Genomic DNA, 21,371 nt, shown 5'->3' with positions numbered 1-21,371 from the left:
GTGGGATTTTTTAAACGCCGTAAAGCAAACGCAGTGGCACCAGCCTCTAGCAGCCGGGTGCGAGTGGATAAGAAAACTAAGCATCTCACCCAACGCCTGCAAGCCGGTGAAATCGCGGTTATTAACCATGCCGATATCGACCGGATAGCAGCAGAAACTCTGGTAGCCGCCGGGCCCAGCGCAGTCCTTAATGCCGCTAAATCAACCACTGGTCGTTACCCGAACATGGGGCCTTCCATTATCGTCGATGCCGGAATTACCTTGATTGATGATCTAGGTACCGGGATTATGAACCTTAAAGAAGGCAGTCAGGTAACGGTTGAGGGCAATAAAGTCCAACGAGATGGCAAAGTAATTGCCGAGGGTATCTTGCAGACCTCCGGAACTATCGCTGCCGACCTAGAAGAGGCTCGCAAAGGGGTATCTACCCAGATAGAAGCGTTCGCGGCGAACACTATGGAGTATTTGCGCCGCGAGCGGGATTTGCTACTAGATGGGGTGGGCGTACCTAAAGTAAAAACTAAATTCGCCGGTAAACATGCCCTAATCGTGGTGCGTGGCTACCATTATCAAGAAGATTTACGTTCCCTGCGCCCCTATATTCGTGAATACCAGCCAGTCCTGGTGGGGGTCGATGGGGGAGCCGATGCCATTCTGGAACAGGGATACACCCCCGATATGATTATCGGGGATATGGATTCCGTATCCGACCAGGCCTTGCGCTGTGGAGCCGAAATCGTGGTACACGCCTATCGCAATGGCAAGGCTCCCGGCACTGAACGGCTTAAACGCGAAGGGATTCCCTACGTACTCTTCCCGGCTACCGGCACTTCCGAGGACGTAGCGATGCTACTGGCTGATGATAAGGACGCCGAAATGATTGTGGCGCTGGGAACTCACGCCACTTTGGTGGAGTTCTTAGACAAAGGACGCTCTGGGATGGCCTCTACTTTCTTGACCCGCTTGCGAGTGGGCTCCAAACTGGTGGACGCCAAAGGAGTCTCCCAGCTCTATCAGCCGCGGGTATCCACCTGGCAAACTATGCTGCTCGCCCTAGTATGTATAGGCGCGATAGCAGTCTCCCTGGCGGTAACCCCGGTGGGGCAAACTTTTTACGGGATTGCCGGTATCTATCTAAATGATTTAATTGACTTTTTCCGACAACTATTTGGGGTTGCTCCTTCACTAAAGGGCTAACTAAGGCAGGAGAAAAATGATTGATTTTCGCTATCACTTAGTATCGTTGATGGCCGTACTGGTCGCCCTCACAATGGGGGTGGTGTTAGGGGCTGGTCCTTTGCAAGGCAAGATTTCCGACACCCTCACCGGGCAGGTATCGCAGCTATCTAAACAGCAGGCCGAGCTACGAGAATCCAACGAAGACCTGGTGAAACAAGCAAATAGCAGCGGCGAATATATCGGGGTTCTAGGAAGTAAGGTCACTCCGGGGACTATGACCGGTAAAAAGGTCGCGGTTATCAGGATGCCCGGGGTTAAAGAGGAAACTGTAACCGGGCTTAACAGCCAGATTAAGGTTGCGGGAGCTGCGGTAGTGAACACAGTGACCGTAAAAGATGCTTGGTTTAATGATGATTCCAAATCTTATCGCGATAGTCTGGCGCCTACTTTGGCCAGCAAACTGGGCGATAAGGTCGACGCTAAAGTATCTACCCAGCAGGTGCTTTCGACCGCCCTAGCTGCTGGTTTAACCAGTGATGATGCAGAGGTGCAGGCTTTGGTAGCTAATCTGTCTGCGGGAGATGTTCCCCTAATTAGTGCCTCGGCTGTTAGCGATCCTGCTGAATTCATACTGGTGATTAGCCCTGCTGGCAGCGAAAAGGACACTAAGGATTCCGCCCTGAAACTGGACTTAGAGTTCGTAAAAGGTATCGATAAGATGTTGCCCAAGGGAACGGTTGTCGTAGGTAGCGCCAAAGATGAAACCAGCTACCTGACCCAGATCCGCTCCGAAAAACTGGCAGTTACCACGGTCGATGGGCTGGGATCAGTAATGAGTAAAGTTTCTACTCCCTTCGCGCTCTTAGCTGATCAATCCGGCACCAATCAGGCCTACGGAACCCAGCAGTATGCGACGCAACTGATTCCGCCGGTTCCTGCTCCTGCGAAGGAGGGCTAGCTATGACCCGGGCAATCCAGGGGGCGCTAGTCTCGGGAGCAGGGTATTTATTGGCCAGAAATTACTTGCGGCGCCACCTTTCTCCCCAGACTCGTAAGCGTTATGAACGGCAAAACTTTCATGGGGAAACCGTGAGTCTGACCGGGGGAATAAAAGTTGCTGCCGCCTGCCTGGCCTCTGGTCTATGCTTGGCGGGTAATCGCGGCGGTCAAATGGGGGCGATGTTGCCGGTAGCTGCGGGAGCCGCCCTCGGATATTTAGATGATACTAGAGCCGAAACCCCGGTTAACCAGGGTGCAGAAGCCAGTAACTCGCTAGATAAAAACCCAACTGAGCCCTCGCAATCTTCAGTAAATAAATCAGATAAACCCGCTGTTGCTAAGGGGTTTCATGGGCATCTGCAAGCCTTAGCAGAAGGTAAAGTTACCACCGGCACCCTAAAGATTGTGGGGATTGGAACTGGAGCCGCACTAGGAGCAATTGGGATTGGACGCTCGCGAAAAACCGGGCTGGTTTCCTGGGTGTTAGATACGGTTCTGATTGCGGGCAGCGCGAACCTTGCCAACCTATTTGACTTGCGACCGGGGCGCTGCCTAAAGGTAGGGGCATTATGCGCGCTGCCCCTTAGCGGCCAGCCAGGGCCAGCAGCTCCTTTAGCCGGCGGTGCCTTGGCTACCAGTTTGCTAGCTTTACCGGACGACCTGGGGGAGCGGGAAATGCTAGGCGATACCGGAGCCAATGCGCTGGGGGCACTGCTGGGAAGTGCCTGGGCGCAAAAGACCGGTACAGTTGGAAAAATTCTGGGTGTCCTGGGAGTCGTCGGGCTGACTGCTGCCAGTGAAAAAATATCGTTTTCACAGGTGATAGCGAATACTCCGGGTTTGAAAACCATCGATAATCTAGGGCGCCGACGTTGAAAAAAGCGGGGGTAAGTAGCAGGCTGCCCGCCCTGGCTTCGGCTGTCGGGCTGATTTCTGTTCTTACCTTACTATCGCGAATTTTTGGTTTTGGGCGCTGGTTAACCCAATCCGCCTGGGTAGGAACCGGTGCTTTCGCGAATGCCTACTCCACGGCTAATCAGCTACCCACGGTACTTTTTGAGGTAGTTGCCGGTGGGGCGCTCGCGGGAGTGACTATCCCTATTTTGGCTGGTCCTATTGCCGATCGGATGCACAAAGAGGTTCAGCGGGTTTCATCTGCGCTGATTACTTGGGCTTTACTGCTGCTGACTCCGGTAGGGGTGGCAGTGTTCTTACTAGCTCCCTGGATCGGGCAGGTGATGCCCTGTCCGCGAGGGGTCGATCCCCAGCTGCAAGCCCATTTGATCAGTGTTTTCTTACAGATGTTTGCCCTACAAGTTCCGCTTTACGGGTTGTGTGTAGTGGGTACCGGCATTCTGCAGGCGCATGAGAAATTTCTGCTACCAGCCCTGGGGCCGCTATTAAATTCCCTGGTAGTTATTTCTACCTACGCGGTTTTTGGTTATCTTACTCCTTCGGTTGCCGATCCTGCACAGGTGGCACATAACGCTATCTTGATTCTTGGTTGGGGGACTACTGCCGGGGTGGCGGCGATGAGTCTGCCCCTGTTTATCCCTATATATCGTCTAGGGATTCGCTGGCGTCCAACTTTGAAATTAGGGGAAGGACGCGGGCGTCAGGCACTCCGGCTGGCAGGAGCGGGCGTGGGGTCTTTAATCGCCCAGCAATTCTCAGTGTTAGTAATCATTTTGGTAACTCGCACCTATGGCGCGGAAGGTTCCCTTCCTATCTATCAGTATTCGCAATCGGTTTATATGTTGCCCTATGCGGTGCTAGCGGTACCGATCGCTACTGCCATGTTTCCGCGGCTGTCTAGCCTGCTGCACCGGGGAGGGAAAACGGTCTTCAATCCCGAATGTGCAGCCTCTACTCGGCTGGTAACCGTGGTGGGCATGCTGGGGTCGGCACTCCTGGGGGCCGTGGCGCTTCCGGTTACCGATATTTTCACTCGCATCAATCCGGTACCGGGGATGCTCTGGGCGCTAGTGGCTATGGCTCCCGGAATCGTAGGATACGGGCTGGTCTACCATGTTTCTCGGGTGCTTTATGCCTTGGGAGGCGCCCGGCAAGCGGTGATTGCCGCTTCCGCCGGTTGGTTAACCGTAGCAGCTTTTTCCTGGGGACTGGGGGCCACCCTGCCCGGACTGCTTGGCAGCCGGGCAAACGGAATCCTCTTAGCCCTGGGAATCGCGCAATCAGTCGGGATGAGCGTAGGGGCGCTGGGATTATTGATTGGTTTGCGCCAATTAGCAGGTCAGCAGGCAGTTAGCGGAGTCGCGTTCTCGGCATGCAAATCCGCGCTATTGGCGCTGATAGCCGGGGTAGCCGGCTGGTTCGTGTCTGGATATTTTATGGGGTTGTGGCCGAGCATAATCGGTACTTTCGCTGCGGCCGCAATCGCCGGAATAGTGACCATCGCGATTATGAGCCCCTTATTGATCCAGGAAATTCGCCAGCAAAAGCGAGGATCGACACCGGCGGCTGCTTCTGCAGGGGAAGAGGACGGAGAAAACCCTGAAGGAAACCTCCCTGACTAACTACTATCAAGACAGAGATGAAAAGGAGAAGCATGGAACTGCGCGATGAAAACTCTAGTTTCCCAGTGGAAGATCACCAGCTTATCTACCAGGGGAAAGTGTTTGATTTTGTCACCGATAGCGTGCGTCTCCATGCGGATGAGGAGGCTGTCCAGCGTGACTATCTTGCTCATCCGGGAGCAGTCGCTATCGCGGCGGTGCGTCCAGTATCTGGGGCGGATTCCTCCTCCCGGGAAATCTCAGATTGGGAAATCTTATTAGTACGTCAATACCGACATCCGGTGCGCGCCTTACTTTGGGAAGTACCTGCTGGACTTTTAGATCACCAGGGAGAAGATCGCCTAGAAGCAGCTAAGCGAGAGCTCTGGGAAGAAGCCAATCTAGAGGCCAAAACCTGGCAGGTGCTGGTGGATTTCTTTACTTCCCCGGGAGGAAGCAGCGAACATTTACGAGTGTTTTTAGCGCGCGAGGTTTCCGCTGCTAGGGGCCAGCGTTTTGAGGCTAGTGAAGAAGAACGCGATATGGTCACCGCTTGGTTTACTTTAAAGCAGGCTCGCGATGCCCTGCTAGCTGGGAAGATCCATAATCCTTCGGCAATGGCTGCTATTTTGTCGGTGATTGAATCTTTGCGGCAGGGATGGCAAGGGCTGCGGGAAGTGTCCGCGCCTTTCGCTCCCGATCCCCTAGAGATCGAAAGCTAAGAGAAAATCCGCTAGCCGCGAACATATCCCGGGAAATAATTTGCCGTCGCAACCTCACTAACTGCCCCTGATAGCACCAAATCTACTTGTATCACCCACCACATTTATCTCCCGTCTGCTATTTTAGAAAGACAGCCGTTACTAAAATGCGTTAGACTAACTTAGGTCTATTTTTAAGGAGGGGGAAACGTGAGCGATACGGAGCCGACTCGACAAACAGTTTTGGACTTGATCGTCGAAAAAGGGCCGGTTACCGCTGCGCACTTGGCGAAGATCCTCCGTTTGACCACTGCCGCTGTCCGGCGGCATATCACCGCCTTAGAATCCGGGCAGATGATCGCGGTCTATGAAACTGCTCCCCAGGCTAAACGGGGTCGAGGTCGCCCGGCTCGTCACTATATAGCAACTGGCAAAGGACGCGAAGGCCTCAGCGAAGATTACTCCAAACTGGCTAGTCGGGCTCTTGGTTTTATTGAGCAGGTGGCAGGTCCGGGCGGGATTGATACTTTCGCGGCTGCGCATTCTCGCGATATTGAACGCCGCTATGCGCCCATGATTAAAGAGGCCGGCTCTGACCCTAAAGCCCGGGCTCGGGCTCTCGCCGATGCTTTAACTGCCGATGGATATGCGGCGACGGTTCGCGAAGTAGGTAATGGCGGTTTCGCGGTACAGCTTTGTCAAGGAAATTGTCCGGTGCAAGAAGTTGCTGGCGAGTTCCCGCAGCTTTGTGAAGCTGAAACCCAAGCTTTTTCACGTCTTTTAAATGTCCATGTGCAAAGGCTAGCGACTTTGGCGGATGGGGAGCATGTTTGCACCACCTCGGTGCCGGTAGCGTTACCCAACCCGAAAATTCTTCGTAAACCGTTGAACATGACAGACTAGGGCAGGAAGAAAACACAAAAGAGGGATTAAAACACAAATGACATCATCACCACCGGTGATTGCCACAAAAGAGCAGAAAGAGGCTGCTGACCAGCAGGTTATTGACTCGATTGGCACTCAATACGAGTACGGCTGGCACGACTCAGATGCAGCGGGACAAAGCGCTAGGCGCGGTCTTGACGAGGACGTGGTGCGCTTTATTTCTGCAGAGAAGAACGAGCCCGAATGGATGCTTAAGCGCCGCTTGAAAGCGCTGAAGGTCTTTGAACGCAAACCCATGCCCAACTGGGGGCCGGATTTATCAGATCTGGACATGGATCAGATCAAATACTTCGTGCGCTCCACCGACAAAGTGGCCAACTCCTGGGAAGACTTGCCCGAAGATATTAAGAAAACCTATGACCGCTTAGGGATTCCCGAGGCCGAACGCGAAAGCCTGGTTTCCGGGGTAGCCGCCCAGTATGAATCGGAAGTGGTTTATAATCAGATCCGTGGTGACCTGGAAAAACAAGGGGTAGTGTTTCTAGATACCGACACTGCCCTGCGCAAACACGAAGACCTCTTTAAACGGTTCTTCGGCAAAGCGGTGCCTGCCGGGGATAATAAGTTCGCGGCTCTGAACACCGCCGTGTGGTCCGGGGGATCTTTCATCTATGTGCCAAAAGGAGTACATGTAGAGATTCCACTGCAAGCCTATTTCCGGATTAACACCGAAAACATGGGGCAGTTTGAACGCACCCTGATTATTGCTGACGAGGGCTCCTACGTTCACTACGTGGAAGGTTGTACTGCACCGATCTATAAATCGGATTCTTTGCACTCCGCGATTGTAGAGATTTTCTGCCTCAAAGATGCCCGGGTGCGCTACACCACTATTCAAAACTGGTCCACTAACGTCTATAACCTGGTGACCCAGCGGGCAATCTGCGAAGAAGGCGCCACTATGGAATGGGTGGATGGCAATATGGGGTCAAAAACTAATATGAAGTACCCCTCTGTCTATTTGACCGGCAAGAACGCCCGGGGAGAAGCTCTGTCGGTAGCGTTTTCGGGTGAGGGACAAAACCAGGATACCGGGGCGAAAATGCTGCACCTGGCGCCGAACACTTCCTCTTCGATCGTGTCGAAATCTATTTCGCGTAACGGGGGGCGTTCCTCCTACCGAGGACTGGTGAAGATCGCTCCCGAGGCTAAACACTCCAAGGCTTCGGTGGTTTGTGATGCGCTGCTGGTAGACCAGATTTCCCGTACCGACACCTACCCTTATGTGGATATTCAAACTGATGACGTAGAGATGGGGCACGAGGCTACGGTTTCTAAAGTAAGTGCTGACCAGCTGTTTTATCTAATGAGTCGGGGGCTTAGCGAAACTGAAGCTATGGCGATGATCGTGCGCGGATTTATCGAGCCGATTGCTCGGGAGCTGCCGATGGAGTATGCCCTAGAGCTTAATCGCCTGATTGAACTACAAATGGAAGGATCGGTGGGTTAATGGCCGAGATGGTAAAGCAGACAGGCCATAAAGTAGTCGCGGCTCCTTCCCGGGCGGATCGTCCCACCTCTTTTAACCTCGCCGATATCCCCATGCCGGGCGGACGCGAGGAAGATTGGCGATTCACCCCGCTAGAGCGGATAAAGATGCTGCTTACGGATACTTTAGAGGGGTCAGCTCCCCGGGTCGAGGTCGGCGGAGAGATTTTAGGGGTCGATAGCCGGATAAATCTGGGTGCTTCCTCCTATGTGGAAATAGCTACTGATAGCGATATTCACGGAAAAATCGGAGCGCCAGGAGATCGCGCTGCGGTTGTAGAGTGGAATAACCACCGTGACCTGGTAAACGTAGTAATCGCCGAGCAGCTTAGCGAACCGCTACGCATCAAAGTGATCGGGGAAAGCCGCCAGCCGGCTGCCCAACATATCTGTATCGATGTAAAACCTGACGCGAAAGCGTTAGTAATCCTGGAACACGCTGGCGATGCCCAGCTGAACCAGGGGATCGAAATCGATGTGGAATCCGGTGCCGAGTTAGAGTTCGTATCTATCCAAGAATGGGACAGAGCGGCAGTTCACGCCAGTAATCATCGCATGAGCGTAGAAAAAGACGCGAAGCTCAAGCATATTGCGATTACCTTAGGCGGCGACCTGGTACGGATTTGTCCCGATATTGACTTGGATAAAGCTGGAGGGGAAGTAGAGATGTACGGTGTCTACTTCACCGACACCCTACAGCATCAGGAACATCGCTTATTCGTTAACCACAGCGCCGAAAATTGCCGTTCGGATGTGCATTACAAGGGGGCGCTGCAAGGTCAGCAGGCACATGCGGTCTGGATCGGGGATGTGTTGATTGGCAAGAATGCTTTCAACACCGACTCCTATGAACAAAACCGCAACCTGGTGTTGAACGAGGGCGCGAAAGCCGATTCGGTACCGAACCTGGAAATTGAAAACGGAGAGATTGCGGGAGCTGGACACGCCTCCGCTACCGGGCGCTTCGATGAAGAACAACTGTTCTACCTGCTATCACGAGGGATCCCCGAAGATATCGCTCGCAAAATGGTGGTCCACGGGTTCTTTGCGGAAGTCATTCGCCAGATCGGAATCGATGAAATTGAAAACCATCTGCTGGAAGCGGTTGATGCCCGACTAGAAAAAGGCCCGGATCCGCTATGAGCCTAGAAAAAGTTTGCGAGATCAGCGCCTTGGAGCCCGCCGAGGCACTGCGCGCCGAAGTAACCGACGAGCGGGGGGATAAGATCCCAATCGCGGTGGTGCGGGACGAGGACGGCGGTTGGCACGCCATCGACTCCCTCTGCACCCATGGCGATATCCCTCTAGAAGAGGGCGATGTAGAGGGGTGTGCGATTGAATGTTGGGGACATGGAGCCCAATTCGACCTCAACACCGGACAACCGACAATGCCGGCCACCGAGCCAGTGAACTGTTATCAGCTTGAAATCAAAGGACAGGCGGTTTACGTTGACGCCTGCAGCCGCAGTAAAGGAAATGAATAAATGGGGAAACTAGAAGTTAAAGACCTGAAAGTTTCGGTAGAAACTCCCGAAGGGATAAAGCACATCCTAAAGGGCGCCTCCCTAACGGTGAATTCGGGGGAGAAGCACGCGATTATGGGACCGAATGGTTCCGGTAAATCCACCCTGGCCTATTCGATTGCCGGTCACCCCGGCTACCATATCGAGGGCGGGGAAGTGCTGCTGGACGGCGTAAATATTCTGGAATCCTCTCCAGATGATCGTGCTCGTGCCGGTCTGTTCTTGGCGATGCAGTACCCGGTGGAAGTTCCCGGGGTAACGGTATCTAACTTCTTGCGCACTGCCCGCACTGCGATTGACGGTCAGGCTCCGCCGGTGCGTACCTGGGTAAAAGAACTTAAAGAAGCGATGGAAGACCTGCGGGTAGACCCCCAGTTCGCTAACCGCGACCTTAATGCTGGTTTTTCGGGTGGGGAAAAGAAGCGCCTAGAGATTTTGCAGATGCAGATTTTGCATCCCAAGTTCGCCATTCTGGATGAAACCGACTCCGGTCTGGACATTGATGCTTTGCGCACCGTGTCTGCCGGAGTTAACCATGCCCATGAAAAACTAGGCTGCGGCCTGCTGGTAATCACCCACTATTCGCGGATCTTGAACTACATTAAACCGGACTTCGTGCACGTATTCGCCGATGGAAGGATTGTAGATTCCGGCGGCAGCGAACTGGCTGACAAATTGGAAGCGGAAGGATACGACTCCTACCTGTAATCTCCCTTTTTGTATCAATACCTGCTGGTTTTTGAGAGGAAAAGCTAATGGATTCGCCATTTACCGATAGGGAACTGACGCGTCTGCGCGCCGATTTTCCGATTCTTTCCCGCCCTGGCCGGGGAGGAAAACCGATCGTTTATTTAGATGCGGCGGCCACCTCGCAAAAACCGCGTTCCGTTATCGAGGCCGAAAGCTCTTTTTACGAAAAATCTAACGGGGCTGTGCATCGGGGTACCCACCTGCTGGCCGATGAATCTAGCCAGTATTTCGAGGACGCGCGCCTTAAACTGGCTACCTTTATTGGGGCCTCCCCGGAAGAAATCGTGTGGACGAAGAACGCGACCGAGGCGTTAAACCTGGTGGCCTACGCCCTCTCGAATCCCGGGATAGAGGGCGGGGCTTCGCTGGTAGGAAAAGGGGATCGGGTAGTTACTACCCGGGCGGAGCATCACGCCAACTTGGTGCCTTGGCAGCTGCTTTCCCAGCGCACTGGATGTGAGTTCGCCTATCTGGATCTAGATCCGCAAGGGCGGATTGACCTGGAAACCCTGGATGCAATTACCCCGAACACCAAGGTAGTGGCGGTAACCCACGCCTCTAATGTTTCCGGGGCGATAACCGATATTGCGCCCATTGTTAAAGCTGCCCACGATGTGGGAGCCTGGGTAGTGCTCGATACCTGCCAGTCCAGCGCTCATATGCCGTTAGATATTAAAGCTCTGGGAGCCGATTTTGCCTGCTTTTCCGGGCATAAAATGGCTGGTCCTACCGGAATTGGGGCATTATATGGGCGCCGCGAATTGCTAGAGCAATTGCCGCCCTTCTTGGCAGGTGGATCCATGATTGCCGACGTCACCATGGACAAGACCACTTTCCAACCTGCCCCGGAGCGTTTTGAGGCAGGCTCGCAGCCAGTCGCCCAGATTCACGGCTGGGCAGTGGCGCTGGATTACCTGCAGGAAGTAGGAATGGAGCGGATTCGTAGCCACGAACTGGCTTTGACTCAGTATCTGCTGGAAGGGCTGGCGACGGTAAAAGGCTTGCGGCTTTTAGGCCCGGCTGACTACCGGGAACGGGTAGGGCTGGCGGCTTTCGATTTCGCGGGGATTCATCCCCATGACGTGGGTCAGGTATTAGATGCCGAGGACGTGGCGATTCGGGTGGGTCATCACTGTGCCCTACCTTTGCACGCCCACTACGGCTTGCGAGCCTCCTGTAGGGCATCGCTGTCGCTTACTTCTTCGCGCGGCGATATCGATCGTCTAATCGAAGGCCTAGAAGTAGTTCGTAGTTTCTTTTTTAGGGGGAAGTAATGGTTTCGGCTATTGATCAGCTTTATCAGCAGGTGATTATGGATCACGCCGCCGAAAAACACGGCAGCGCTCAGGTAGAACCCTCGGATACCTCCTCCTATCAAGTTAATCCTACCTGCGGGGATGAGGTTACTTTAGAGGTTACTTTGAAGGGCGATACCCTAGCCGGTCTCGCCTGGCAGGGGCAGGGCTGTTCTATTTCTCAGGCATCGCTATCAATGATGAATGACCTGGTAGCAGGAAAATCTCTCGCCGAAATCGAGCAGCTTTGGAATGATTTTGACCAAATGATGCATTCGCGAGGGCAAGAAGTTCCCGATGAAGTGTTAGATCCCCTGGAAGATGCGGCTAGCCTGCAGGGAACTTCCAAATTTCCCAACCGGGTTAAATGCGCCCTTTTAGGGTGGATGGCACTGAGAGAATCAATCGCAAAAACGCAAGCGAGGCAAGAAAATGAGTGAAGAACGTCCTTGGGAAAACCCCGCTGAAGTACCGCAGCGATTTCAGGAAGTGGCTGCCGGAAATGAAAATGCCGGTCCCTATCAGCCCTCTAAAGAGCATCAGCATGGGGAGTCTGCTTCGCCTCAAGCACCAGTAGCGGAGGCTTTAAGCGCGGAAGATAAGCAAGAATCTGGCGAAGAGCCGCCAGAAGCACAAACTTTTTCTGACCCCTCTGCGCCACTTACCCCCTCTGAAGCAAAGGTAACTAAAGAGGACATATTCGAAGCCCTCAAGGATGTTATCGACCCCGAATTGGGGATCAACATCGTGGATTTGGGGCTGGTCTACGGGGCGGAAATCCATTCCGACGGGGCAGTGACTATCGAGATGACGCTAACTTCTGCGGCCTGCCCGCTCACCGATATGTTGGAAGAACAAACCCGTTGGGTGTTGAGCGCTATGGCTACCAGCGTTGCCATCAATTGGGTATGGATGCCTCCCTGGGGACCGGATCGGATTACCGAGGAAGGGCGCGAACAGCTGCGAGCTCTCGGCTTCAACGTTTAATGGGATAACATAGGCTTGCAGAAAAACTAGCAAGGGGAAATCCATGGTGCGTGGAGTCTGGTCAGAGATCGGAAAACTACAAAAGGTTTTAGTACACCGTCCTGGCAGGGAGCTTGACCGGCTGACTCCTTCTAACCGTGAAGAATTGCTTTTTGACGATATTTTGTGGCTGGAAAAGGCACGCGAAGATCACGATCATTTTAGTGCCACCCTTTCCTCTGAAGGTGCCGAGATCGTGTATCTGCAAGACCTATTAGCCGAAACTTTAGACTTGGAGCCGGCACGAAAATGGTTGCTGGAACAGACTATTGATGAGCGCTATTTTGGGGTAGTGCTTAGCCCTCCGCTCAGGGAATATCTGGTGGGGCAAGCAAGCAAGCAGCTGGCCGAGATTCTGATTAGTGGGCTCACCCGCTCCGAAATCGTGGCAGAGCTGGGGTCGGTGGCCTCCGCAGTATTGGCGCGCGTGGGCAGCGAAGATTTGATTTTGGATTCGCTGCCTAACCACCTGTTCACCCGGGATACTTCCGCCTGGATCGGTAAGGGAGTAATGCTCTCAGCCATGAACAAGACTGCTCGCCGCCGTGAAACTTTAAACCTGCAGGCTATCTATCGTTTTCACCCTGATTTTAACGATAATTTCACTCAGTTTGGTTCGGGGATGGCCGATAGCCCGGCTGCCTGCGAGGGCGGAGACGTGGAAGTGCTGTCACCAACTTCGGTACTGGTGGGTATGGGGGAGCGCACCAGTCCGGCCGGTTTCGAACGCCTCGCTGCTCGTCTGCTGCTGGATGCTTCTTCCTCCGTAGAAATGGTTACCGGTCTGCTAATGCCGATGGTGCGCGCCCAAATGCACCTGGACACGGTAATCACCATGATTAACCGAGATACCTTCTATAAATACAAGAACCTGGGGATGCTGCCCAGCGTCATTGCCCGCCGAGAGCCGCAAGGAAATATTTCCTGGCGCTACTATCCGGCAGAAGACATGCATCAGGTGTTAGCGCAGGCCAGTGGGGTGTCGTCAGTAAATATTTTGCAGACCCCCCAATCGGATAGTGGGGCAGAGCGTGGGCAGTGGAATGATGCTTGCAATCTGCTGGCGCTGCGTGAAAACGTGGTTACTTCCTATGATCGTAACTGGCAAACCATTGAATACTTGCGTTCACAAGGAATCAAAGTGTTGGAAGTTCCCAGCGCGGAACTAGGACGCGGACGCGGGGGACCGCGGTGTATGACTTGTCCGCTTGAGCGCGAGGCTATCGATAACTAGTTTAAATCTGATCTACCTGGGTAAATATAGTAAACAGAAAGGTTAAACTGTGGCATTACTATCTGGCCGCCATTTCCTAAAAGAACTCGATTTTACCGCCGAGGAGTGGCGGTATCTGCTGGATTTGGCGGCGCAGCTAAAAGCGGCCAAACGCGCAGGAACCGAAAAACCATATCTAAACTGCAAAAATATCGCCCTGATTTTTGAGAAAACTTCCACTCGCACGCGCTGTTCTTTTGAAGTAGCCGCCTACGACCAGGGTGCTAACGTCACCTTCCTAGACCCGGTGGCCTCCCAAATTGGGCATAAAGAATCCATGGCGGACACCGCGCAAGTGCTGGGGCGTTTTTATGATGGAATTGAGTTTCGAGGACGCCGCCAAGAGGACGTAGAAACTTTGGCGCGGCTATCGGGAGTCCCAGTTTGGAATGGGCTCACCGATGAGTGGCATCCCACCCAAATGCTCTGTGACCAGCTCACTATGTTAGAACATTCTGGGCGGGACCTGAGCGATATTTCTTTCGCCTACCTGGGGGATGCCCGCAATAACATGTCGAATTCGCTGCTGATTTCCGGGGCGATGATGGGAATGGATGTGCGGATTGTAGGGCCGCGGCAGCTGTGGAATGAGCAGCGTTGGATTGATAAAGCCCATGAAATTGCAATTCAAACCGGTGCGAAAATAACCCACACCGATGATCCTGCGGCCGGGGTTAAGGGCACTGATTTCCTGTACACCGATGTTTGGGTTTCTATGGGGGAGCCGAAAGAAGTGTGGGACGAGCGGATTAAGCTGCTGTTGCCCTACCAGGTCAACGCCAGGCTAATGGAACAAGCAGGGTCGCAGGCAAAGTTCTTGCACTGCTTGCCCGCTTTCCATGACCGGAACACCACCGTGGGGGAGGATATTTACCAAAAAACCGGTTTAGATGCCCTGGAAGTTACGGACGAAGTGTTCTCCGGGGAACGTTCCATCGTGTTTGACCAAGCAGAAAACCGAATGCACACCATTAAAGCGGTGATGGTAGCCACCCTAGGTAATCTTTAGGTAAATAAAATCGTAAAGAATCTCACTAGCTTGCCTTAGCGGTACCAAGAAAAAATTCTTGTAGTCTTAAACCATGAATTTTGGTTTTAAAGGACATCTGGCAGTTACCGTTGGAAAAGCTGCCGCTTTCGCTTCCCGTACTTTAGGGAAAGGTTCCGGGGGAATGATTGGCGGGCGAGTCGCACAAAAAATTTGCCCCGATATTATGAGCCGCCTGGCCGCCGGAAAAAAGGTAACTTTAGTTACCGGAACTAATGGGAAATCTACTACCACGAAAATGCTGGTTAATGCCCTACAGCAAGCGGGAAAATCAGTGGCTACTAACCGCGGCGGCGACAATATGGAAAATGGGGTAATCGCCGCAATTATGGAAAATCCTTCGGCCCCCTATGTGGTTTTAGAAGTTGATGAAATGCATGTTCCCTTGGTCGCTGCGGAAGTTAAACCCCAGGTGTTGCTGTACCTGAACCTTTCTCGCGACCAGCTAGATCGGGTAGGTGCAGTCGGCCATGTGGAAGCACGGTTACGGCAGGCAGTTGCTCTCAGCCCGCAGGCTACGGTAGTAGCTAATTGTGACGACCCGATGGTAACTTCAGCTGCCTGGGACGGTAATCAAAAGGTATGGGTTAGTGTCGGCACCCGCTGGATTGACGATTCCCTGGTCTGCCCGCGTTCAGGTAAAGAAATTAAGCGAGAGGGCGAGGATTGGTTTTCTACTGGCGAACCGACATTCCGCCGCCCGCAGCCCGATTGGAGCTACCGCCTAGAGGATTCGGCTCTAGGGGAGGGCGAAGCAGTAATGGCAGGTAGCGCTATGGAAGTGTCGGCGCCGGGGGCTAAGCAATCAGTAGTGGTTAATCTGCCGGGTCTGGTTAATCGCGGCAATGCCCTCATGGCTTTGGCAGCTGCCAGCGTTTTGGGAGCGCCACTTTCGGCCGCTGCCCAGGGAATCCCCCTAGTTACCGAGGTGGCAGGACGCTATGCCTCCTGCCAGGTGGGAGAGGTAAAAGGGCATTTACTTTTGGCTAAGAACCCCGCAGGATGGCGAGAAGCTCTAACTATGCGTCACGCCGGAGCAGCGGGAGCAATATTAGCGGTCAATGCGCGTATCGGAGATGGAACTGATCCTTCTTGGGTTGAAGATATTGATTTCACCCCTCTACGGGGAACCCCGAAAGTTATCGTTTCCGGAGAATGTGCCGATAAGGTGCAAGCATGTTTGCAAAAACAGGGGGTAACCTGCGAAGTTGAAAATAGCGCCTATCGCGCTATCAGTATGTTTGGTAGCGGTCAAGTCGATATTTTAGCTAACTACACGGCGTTCCAGGATTTGCGGGCAGAACTAGAAGCCAAAGGGCAGATTAGTTAAGTAGCTTTTAAACAGTAATGGGGGCGGGTAGCTAAGCTACCCGCCCCCATTATTTAAAAGGAATCAGATTTAAAGCAGAGGCAGTAGATCTCCGATTCCCTCAAATACCGCCTTGGGGCGATAGGGGAACTTATGGATGTCCTCGCGGGAAGTTGAACCAGTTAACACCAGGTAGGAGTCCATCCCGCTCTCGACTCCGGCGTGAATATCGGTATCCATGCGGTCACCGACCATGGCTGCGTCCTCGGAGTGTGCTCCCAGTTTATTGAGTCCAGCGCGGAACATTACCGGATTCGGTTTACCCACGAAATAGGGGTTGCGTCCAGTCGCCTTAGTAATCATGGCGGCCACTGATCCTACAGCCGGCAAAGTTCCGTCCTCGGAAGGTCCAGTAGTATCCGGATTAGTGCAGATAAATTTGGCGCCCTTTTCAATCAGGCGGATCGCCTTGGTGATATTGACGAAATCGTAAAAGCGGGTTTCCCCTAGGACTACGAACTCCGGGTTGCTTTCAGTCATCACATAGCCGGTTTCGTGAATAGCGGTGGTCAGCCCGGCCTCCCCAATAACGAACGCGGTGGAGTTAGGGGACTGGCTGTTTAAGAACTCGGCGGTAGCATTCGCGGAAGTCCAGATACGTTCTTCGGGAACCTCAAGCCCCGAGGCCTCCAAACGCGCAGCTAGGTCACGGTTAGTGAAAATAGAGTTGTTAGTTAGTACCAAAAAGGGAGTTTCTTTGGCTTTTAGAGTTTCGATAAACTCGTGTGCGCCCGGGAGTGCTTTGGATTCGTGCACTAGCACACCATCCATATCGGTCATCCAGGCTTTGGGTTTACGTAGTTTACTAATATTGTTCATGTCTTCATCCTATCGGTGTTTCTCGCGATTGCTAAGCTTTAAATCCCTGATAGCCGCGCATTTCACACCTTAGAGACCTACCTCGCCTAGACAAGAGAGCCGATTATATTTTTATTTAAATTTATGTAACTTCCGGTTTAAGTTTGTGCCGTATAGGGGAGACTCTTTGGGTTCCTCCAAGGCTAGTTTCCGGGTTGCTAGCTAGTTGACTCGCATATCCAGCACTTGCGCGGCAGTAGCCGCGTCAATCACAAGCCGATTAGCGTAACCATGTTCCAGGGCGACCCTAATAATCGCTACTTTCGCGCCCCCTCCAGCGACCATAATCTTTTCGGGAATCCGCCGCAGCTGTGCCAAAGATATCGCCATAGTGCGGTCATTTAGTTCCGGCAAACACACCCTGCCGTGGGTATCGATGAATCGGGAACAAATATCGCCGACTGCTTTTTTCTCTAAAAACAGTTTTACATCTCGCGAGAGGGTGGGCAGAGTCAAAAGATAGGAACTTTTTGCCGCATCTCCCACGGTAAAGACAGCTATGCGGGAATCCCGCCCGCGTTTCAAAGCTGCAGCTACCTGCTTTTCTTTCATCATCGCCTGTTTGGCTTCGGCACTTTGAAAAACGGTGGGCGCTCCCAATAGATGCGCCTCAGCCTTAAAAGCCTCAGCAAAACGATTAACGGCCTCGATTTCGCTTTGTCCGCGCGCAAATCCGCCTACGCCCCCTCGCAGTTGCACGATCTCAACCTTCTTGCGCGGCTGAGCGGTCAGGTTCTTAGAGATTTCTTCGACGGTTCGTGACCAGGAAACCCCCACGGTATCGCCATCTTTAATCACCTTTTCTACCATTCGAGCTCCGGCTTCCCCCAGTGCTTTGCGGACTTCAATATCGGAGGGAGCACTGGGATAAACCACCACCGCCTCCTCCAGGCCAAAACGCGTCATTAAAGCTTTAGCGGTTGAAGAGTCCGCTAGTCGAGGGTCATTAACTGTGATTTTCACGTATCCTTTGGCACGTGCATAGCGCAGCAGTTTAGAAACCGTGGGACGGGAGATTCCCAGCCGCGCCGCCACTTCATTTTGGGGGAGACCCCCATAGTAGGCTTTGGCGGCATCGATAGCTTGAATGTCTTTGCGGCTCAGATTTACGGGCATGACTTTTCCCTTTGTTACGGTACCTTTGCTAAAGCACTATTGTAAACCTCCCTGTTAGCTCGGGGAAGCACTTCCATAACCATTATTGCCGCGTGTAAGACCCTGATCAGTTTTAACTACTGGTAGCTCCTGGGTAGAATCGCGGGGTGATTAATGCGCAAGATATGGAAGTGCGGATCGGGCAGCGGCTCTTGGTTTCCCGCACCAATTTGCGTATCGATAAAGGAATGCGGATCGGCCTAGTTGGGCGCAATGGCGCTGGTAAAACCACTACTATGCGCTTAATCGCGGCGCTAGTGGCGCTAGGTAAACACCGCTCTAGCGGTTCCCTCAGCGAAGAAGAAGCCCAAGACTTAATCGACAATATCGACTTTCAAGGCAAAGTTACTTCCTCGGGGTCGGTAGGGTATCTGTCACAAGACCCAGCAGTGGGGGTGAAACAAAAGGATGGGATTTCTCGGATAATGGCGGTGCGGAATCTGGATCGCACTTTGCGGGCAATCGAGAATGCTCAAGAAAAAATGTCCACTACCAGCGGGGAAACTCAGGCGAAGGCGATAGAAAGATACGCGCGCCTGGATGAAGAGTTCACCCGACTAGGCGGGTATGCTGCCCGCTCGGAAGCTATGCAGATCGCCCACAACTTAGGGTTAGACCAGGCCGCACTCACTCAGCCGCTGGCGACCCTTTCCGGAGGGCAGCGCCGCCGAGTAGAACTGGCGCGGGTACTGTTTTCCCAGCCAGACGTACTCCTTCTAGATGAGCCCACCAACCACTTAGACCATGACTCCATTATTTGGCTCCGCGATTTCCTGCGCACCTATGCCGGCGGCTTCGTAATGGTCACCCACTCCACGGCGCTACTAAAAGACACCGTAAACCAGGTGTGGTACCTGGATGCCTCCCGGGCGGTCATCGATCAATACAAACTAGGGTGGGACGCCTACCTGAAGCAGCGCGCCCAAGATGAGGCACGGCGACGCCGGGAGCGCCAAAACGCCTTAGCGAAAGCACAGGCATTGCGCGAGCAAGGCGAAAAAATGCGAGCCAAAGCCACTAAGGCAGTCGCGGCGCAACAAATGCTACGCAGAGCCGAAGAACTAGTAAAAGAAGCCGGAAGTGAAACCAAAGCTGAAAAAGTTGCCCGCCTGCGCTTTCCCACTCCACTAGCTTGCGGCAAAGTACCTTTGAATGCGCGCGGCCTCGCGAAATCCTATGGCAGCCTAGAGGTATTTAGCGGCCTAGATTTATCAATCGACCGCGGCAGCAAAGTCGTGGTTTTGGGGGAAAACGGCGCGGGGAAAACCACGCTGCTACGACTATTAAACGGGATCGAGGACGCAGACGCGGGGGAAGTTGTCCCCGGTCACGGCCTCAAACTGGGCTATTACGCCCAAGAGCACGAAACCCTCGATCCCGCTCGCACGGTTTATGAAAATATGACTGCGGCGGCTCCCGACCTGGATGAAACCCACGTGCGCAACATCTTGGGACAGTTCCTATTTTCCGGGGAGGACGCTTTTAAACCGGCCAGTGTGCTTTCGGGGGGAGAAAAAACCCGGCTAGCACTGGCCACCCTAGTGGTAAGCGGCGCCAATGTGCTGCTGCTAGATGAACCTACCAATAACCTGGATCCGGCGTCTCGGGAAGAAATCTTGCACGCCCTCGACCAATACGAGGGGGCAGTGGTGCTGGTGACCCACGATCCGGGTGCCGTTGAGGCACTGAATCCGCAGCGGGTGTTGCTGCTGCCGGACGGGGATGAAGATTTATGGAGTGATGATTACCTGGATCTGGTGGAACTGACTTAGCTAGGTGCCGACCTTCGTCGCTACTTTGTCGGCGCTAGCGGATAATCCGGGGTTAATCCAAAGTTGCCGTATCGACCTCGCTAAAAGGAACCACTTTAGTGGGAAAAGAGCGATACGCCAGGTATTGCCGCAAAAAATCAGCGTGTTCGTCGCAAGTCAGCCAGGTTTTATGTACGGGACGAGGAATCTTAGGGTTACGCCACAGGACTGCTTTGGTTGCCGGGTTTTCGCATCCGCGCGCCGAACAGATATTGTCTTCTGGTCCTTTAGCTAAAGCCATGTTTCTCCTTGTCTTTAGTTTTCATTCTAGAGGCTTAGCTAGGATGGGGGTATGAGCTACGTATTAACGCTGGTGCGCCACGCCCAGGCTGGTTATGGCCGAGGCGACCACTCTCGTCCTCTAACTCCGGCGGGGATACGGCAGGCGCGGGAGTTGGGGGCGCTTCTTGTTAAAGAGAAGGTAGCGGTAGAGCTGATATTGCATTCTACGGCGGCTCGCGCTGCCCAAACCGCTCAGCAGATCGGCAGGGCTTATCCGGGCGCGCAGCTACTGGCAGAGGACGAGCTCTATCACTGTTCCCCGGAGCGGCTATTGCGTTTGGTGGGGGAGTATGGGCCGGCAGGCGGCAAAGCCATCCTAGTAGTAGGGCATGAGCCCATAATTTCGATGACCGCCCAGCTTCTAGCTCCCGCGGACGCGGGCGTGCCTTACGGAGTGTCCACCGCTACCGCTATTGCTTTTCAAGTTCCCGGCTTTAGTGCTCTTAGCTGCGGCTGCGGGGAGCTAACCGGGATTTTTCACGCCTCGTTGCGCCAATAGTCTCGGGTTTAATTGGGAAGCGTTAGAGAAGTGAAGAAGCTATTTGAGCAGTTAAAAGAGGTTTTGGAAGGGGTACAACGGTCTTGAAGGCGCGTCTGCAGTGCGGGAATAAATTTTTGTATCAAAATTAAGTCAAGGGTTAAATTTGCCACGTATCCGGGCGTTATAGGAAAATAATTCTAAGTTCTCTATTCAAAGGAAGAATAAAAATGAGTCAATTTAACCCCAACTCCAACCCCAACCCTAACCAATCTCCCTATCCCTATCAGCAGCAGCCGGCTCCGATTCCGCCCCAGGTGGGGCAGCAACCAGGCTATGGGCAACCACAAATGGGGCAGCAGCCGGCCTACGGGCGACCTTTCCCGCAGGCTCCCATGCAGAACTATCAAAACCCGGGAATGTCTGGTGTAAACCCAGGGGACACCGGTAGTTTTGGATGGGCAGTCCTTGGCTTCTTCATCCCCATTGCCGGGTTGATTCTTTGGCTGGTGTGGAAGAATACCAAGCCTCAGACGGCAATCCAGTGCCGTAACGGTTTCATCGCTGGCGTGGTCGTGACGGTGCTTTTCTATGTTCTTTTTTATGCGGTTATCGGCGGAATGATGTACTCCGGTATGTAAGTAGGAAAAATCCGGCGCGTTTTTCCAACCACCA

General features: G+C 53.4%; 21 protein-coding genes and 1 pseudogene. 19 read left to right on the top strand and 3 right to left on the bottom strand.

Annotation, left to right across the window (positions count from 1 at the left end):
- The 16 genes and pseudogenes from steA (at position 1) to KO216_RS06140 (ending at position 16,073) form a co-directional block, all read left to right on the top strand.
- Complete coding sequence (steA, locus tag KO216_RS06215) at positions 1 to 1,197, top strand: putative cytokinetic ring protein SteA (RefSeq protein WP_251451930.1); 1,197 nt, start codon at positions 1 to 3, stop codon at positions 1,195 to 1,197.
- 16 nt (positions 1,198 to 1,213) lie between these two features.
- Positions 1,214 to 2,137, top strand: a complete 924-nt coding sequence (locus KO216_RS06210) for a copper transporter (RefSeq protein ID WP_215523385.1) — start codon at positions 1,214 to 1,216, stop codon at positions 2,135 to 2,137.
- A 2-nt stretch (positions 2,138 to 2,139) separates the two neighbouring features.
- Positions 2,140 to 3,054 carry a hypothetical protein gene (locus tag KO216_RS06205; RefSeq protein ID WP_215523384.1) on the top strand — a complete coding sequence of 305 codons (915 nt, stop codon included), beginning with the start codon at positions 2,140 to 2,142 and terminating at the stop codon, positions 3,052 to 3,054.
- The gene (murJ, locus tag KO216_RS06200; protein ID WP_215523383.1) at positions 3,051 to 4,715 is read left to right on the top strand and encodes a murein biosynthesis integral membrane protein MurJ; all 1,665 of its coding nucleotides are present in this window, start codon (positions 3,051 to 3,053) and stop codon (positions 4,713 to 4,715) included. Before KO216_RS06205 ends, murJ begins: the two co-directional genes overlap by 4 nt.
- Positions 4,716 to 4,747: 32 nt before the next feature.
- The gene (locus tag KO216_RS06195; protein WP_215523382.1) at positions 4,748 to 5,416 is read left to right on the top strand and encodes an NUDIX domain-containing protein; all 669 of its coding nucleotides are present in this window, start codon (positions 4,748 to 4,750) and stop codon (positions 5,414 to 5,416) included.
- Between the two features lie 189 nt (positions 5,417 to 5,605).
- Positions 5,606 to 6,298 carry a helix-turn-helix transcriptional regulator gene (locus KO216_RS06190; protein WP_215523381.1) on the top strand — a complete coding sequence of 231 codons (693 nt, stop codon included), beginning with the start codon at positions 5,606 to 5,608 and terminating at the stop codon, positions 6,296 to 6,298.
- A gap of 37 nt (positions 6,299 to 6,335) precedes the next feature.
- Entirely contained in the window at positions 6,336 to 7,790 is a 1,455-nt protein-coding gene (gene sufB, locus KO216_RS06185; protein WP_215523380.1) for a Fe-S cluster assembly protein SufB, read from the top strand.
- The gene (gene sufD / locus KO216_RS06180; RefSeq protein WP_215523379.1) at positions 7,790 to 8,971 is read left to right on the top strand and encodes a Fe-S cluster assembly protein SufD; all 1,182 of its coding nucleotides are present in this window, start codon (positions 7,790 to 7,792) and stop codon (positions 8,969 to 8,971) included. Before sufB ends, sufD begins: the two co-directional genes overlap by 1 nt.
- A complete protein-coding gene (locus tag KO216_RS06175) occupies positions 8,968 to 9,312 on the top strand; it encodes a non-heme iron oxygenase ferredoxin subunit (RefSeq protein ID WP_215523378.1) in 345 nt (114 codons plus the stop codon). The genes sufD and KO216_RS06175 overlap by 4 nt, the downstream gene beginning before the upstream one ends.
- A complete protein-coding gene (gene sufC / locus KO216_RS06170) occupies positions 9,313 to 10,059 on the top strand; it encodes a Fe-S cluster assembly ATPase SufC (protein WP_215523377.1) in 747 nt (248 codons plus the stop codon).
- 47 nt (positions 10,060 to 10,106) lie between these two features.
- Positions 10,107 to 11,375 carry a SufS family cysteine desulfurase gene (locus tag KO216_RS06165; RefSeq protein ID WP_215523376.1) on the top strand — a complete coding sequence of 423 codons (1,269 nt, stop codon included), beginning with the start codon at positions 10,107 to 10,109 and terminating at the stop codon, positions 11,373 to 11,375.
- On the top strand, positions 11,375 to 11,836 hold the full coding sequence (sufU, locus tag KO216_RS06160; protein WP_215523375.1) for a Fe-S cluster assembly sulfur transfer protein SufU: 462 nt from the start codon (positions 11,375 to 11,377) through the stop codon (positions 11,834 to 11,836). Before KO216_RS06165 ends, sufU begins: the two co-directional genes overlap by 1 nt.
- A 175-nt stretch (positions 11,837 to 12,011) precedes the next feature.
- A pseudogene (locus KO216_RS06155) lies at positions 12,012 to 12,383 on the top strand (metal-sulfur cluster assembly factor); the annotation flags it as partial.
- 43 nt (positions 12,384 to 12,426) lie between these two features.
- Positions 12,427 to 13,656, top strand: a complete 1,230-nt coding sequence (locus KO216_RS06150; RefSeq protein WP_215523373.1) for an arginine deiminase — start codon at positions 12,427 to 12,429, stop codon at positions 13,654 to 13,656.
- Between the two features lie 49 nt (positions 13,657 to 13,705).
- The gene (gene argF / locus KO216_RS06145; RefSeq protein ID WP_215523372.1) at positions 13,706 to 14,704 is read left to right on the top strand and encodes an ornithine carbamoyltransferase; all 999 of its coding nucleotides are present in this window, start codon (positions 13,706 to 13,708) and stop codon (positions 14,702 to 14,704) included.
- A 73-nt stretch (positions 14,705 to 14,777) separates the two neighbouring features.
- Complete coding sequence (locus KO216_RS06140; protein WP_215523371.1) at positions 14,778 to 16,073, top strand: MurT ligase domain-containing protein; 1,296 nt, start codon at positions 14,778 to 14,780, stop codon at positions 16,071 to 16,073.
- A gap of 69 nt (positions 16,074 to 16,142) precedes the next feature.
- Here KO216_RS06140 and KO216_RS06135 read toward each other — a convergent pair whose 3' ends face one another.
- The gene (locus tag KO216_RS06135) at positions 16,143 to 16,931 is read right to left on the bottom strand and encodes an HAD-IIA family hydrolase (RefSeq protein ID WP_215523370.1); all 789 of its coding nucleotides are present in this window, start codon (positions 16,929 to 16,931) and stop codon (positions 16,143 to 16,145) included.
- 201 nt (positions 16,932 to 17,132) lie between these two features.
- Positions 17,133 to 18,086 (bottom strand): sugar-binding transcriptional regulator, encoded by a 954-nt coding sequence (locus KO216_RS06130; protein WP_215523369.1) that lies wholly within the window; start codon positions 18,084 to 18,086, stop codon positions 17,133 to 17,135.
- A gap of 146 nt (positions 18,087 to 18,232) precedes the next feature.
- Between KO216_RS06130 and KO216_RS06125 the strand changes: the two genes are divergently transcribed.
- Entirely contained in the window at positions 18,233 to 19,897 is a 1,665-nt protein-coding gene (locus KO216_RS06125) for an ABC-F family ATP-binding cassette domain-containing protein (RefSeq protein ID WP_215523368.1), read from the top strand.
- A gap of 52 nt (positions 19,898 to 19,949) precedes the next feature.
- Here the strand turns inward: KO216_RS06125 and KO216_RS06120 are convergent, their stop codons facing one another.
- Positions 19,950 to 20,177, bottom strand: a complete 228-nt coding sequence (locus KO216_RS06120; protein ID WP_215523367.1) for a hypothetical protein — start codon at positions 20,175 to 20,177, stop codon at positions 19,950 to 19,952.
- Between the two features lie 51 nt (positions 20,178 to 20,228).
- Between KO216_RS06120 and KO216_RS06115 the strand changes: the two genes are divergently transcribed.
- Both KO216_RS06115 and KO216_RS06110 read left to right on the top strand, forming a co-directional pair.
- The gene (locus KO216_RS06115; protein ID WP_215523366.1) at positions 20,229 to 20,717 is read left to right on the top strand and encodes a SixA phosphatase family protein; all 489 of its coding nucleotides are present in this window, start codon (positions 20,229 to 20,231) and stop codon (positions 20,715 to 20,717) included.
- Positions 20,718 to 20,926: 209 nt separating this feature from the next.
- Entirely contained in the window at positions 20,927 to 21,337 is a 411-nt protein-coding gene (locus KO216_RS06110) for a hypothetical protein (protein WP_215523365.1), read from the top strand.
- Positions 21,338 to 21,371: the final 34 nt, after the last annotated feature.

The sequence above is a fragment of the Varibaculum prostatecancerukia genome (assembly GCF_943169825.2).
GTDB classification, from domain to species: Bacteria; Actinomycetota; Actinomycetes; order Actinomycetales; family Actinomycetaceae; genus Varibaculum; species Varibaculum prostatecancerukia.
The sequence above is the reverse complement of the archived record's forward strand: the minus strand, read 5'-3'. Positions and strand labels throughout refer to the sequence as shown.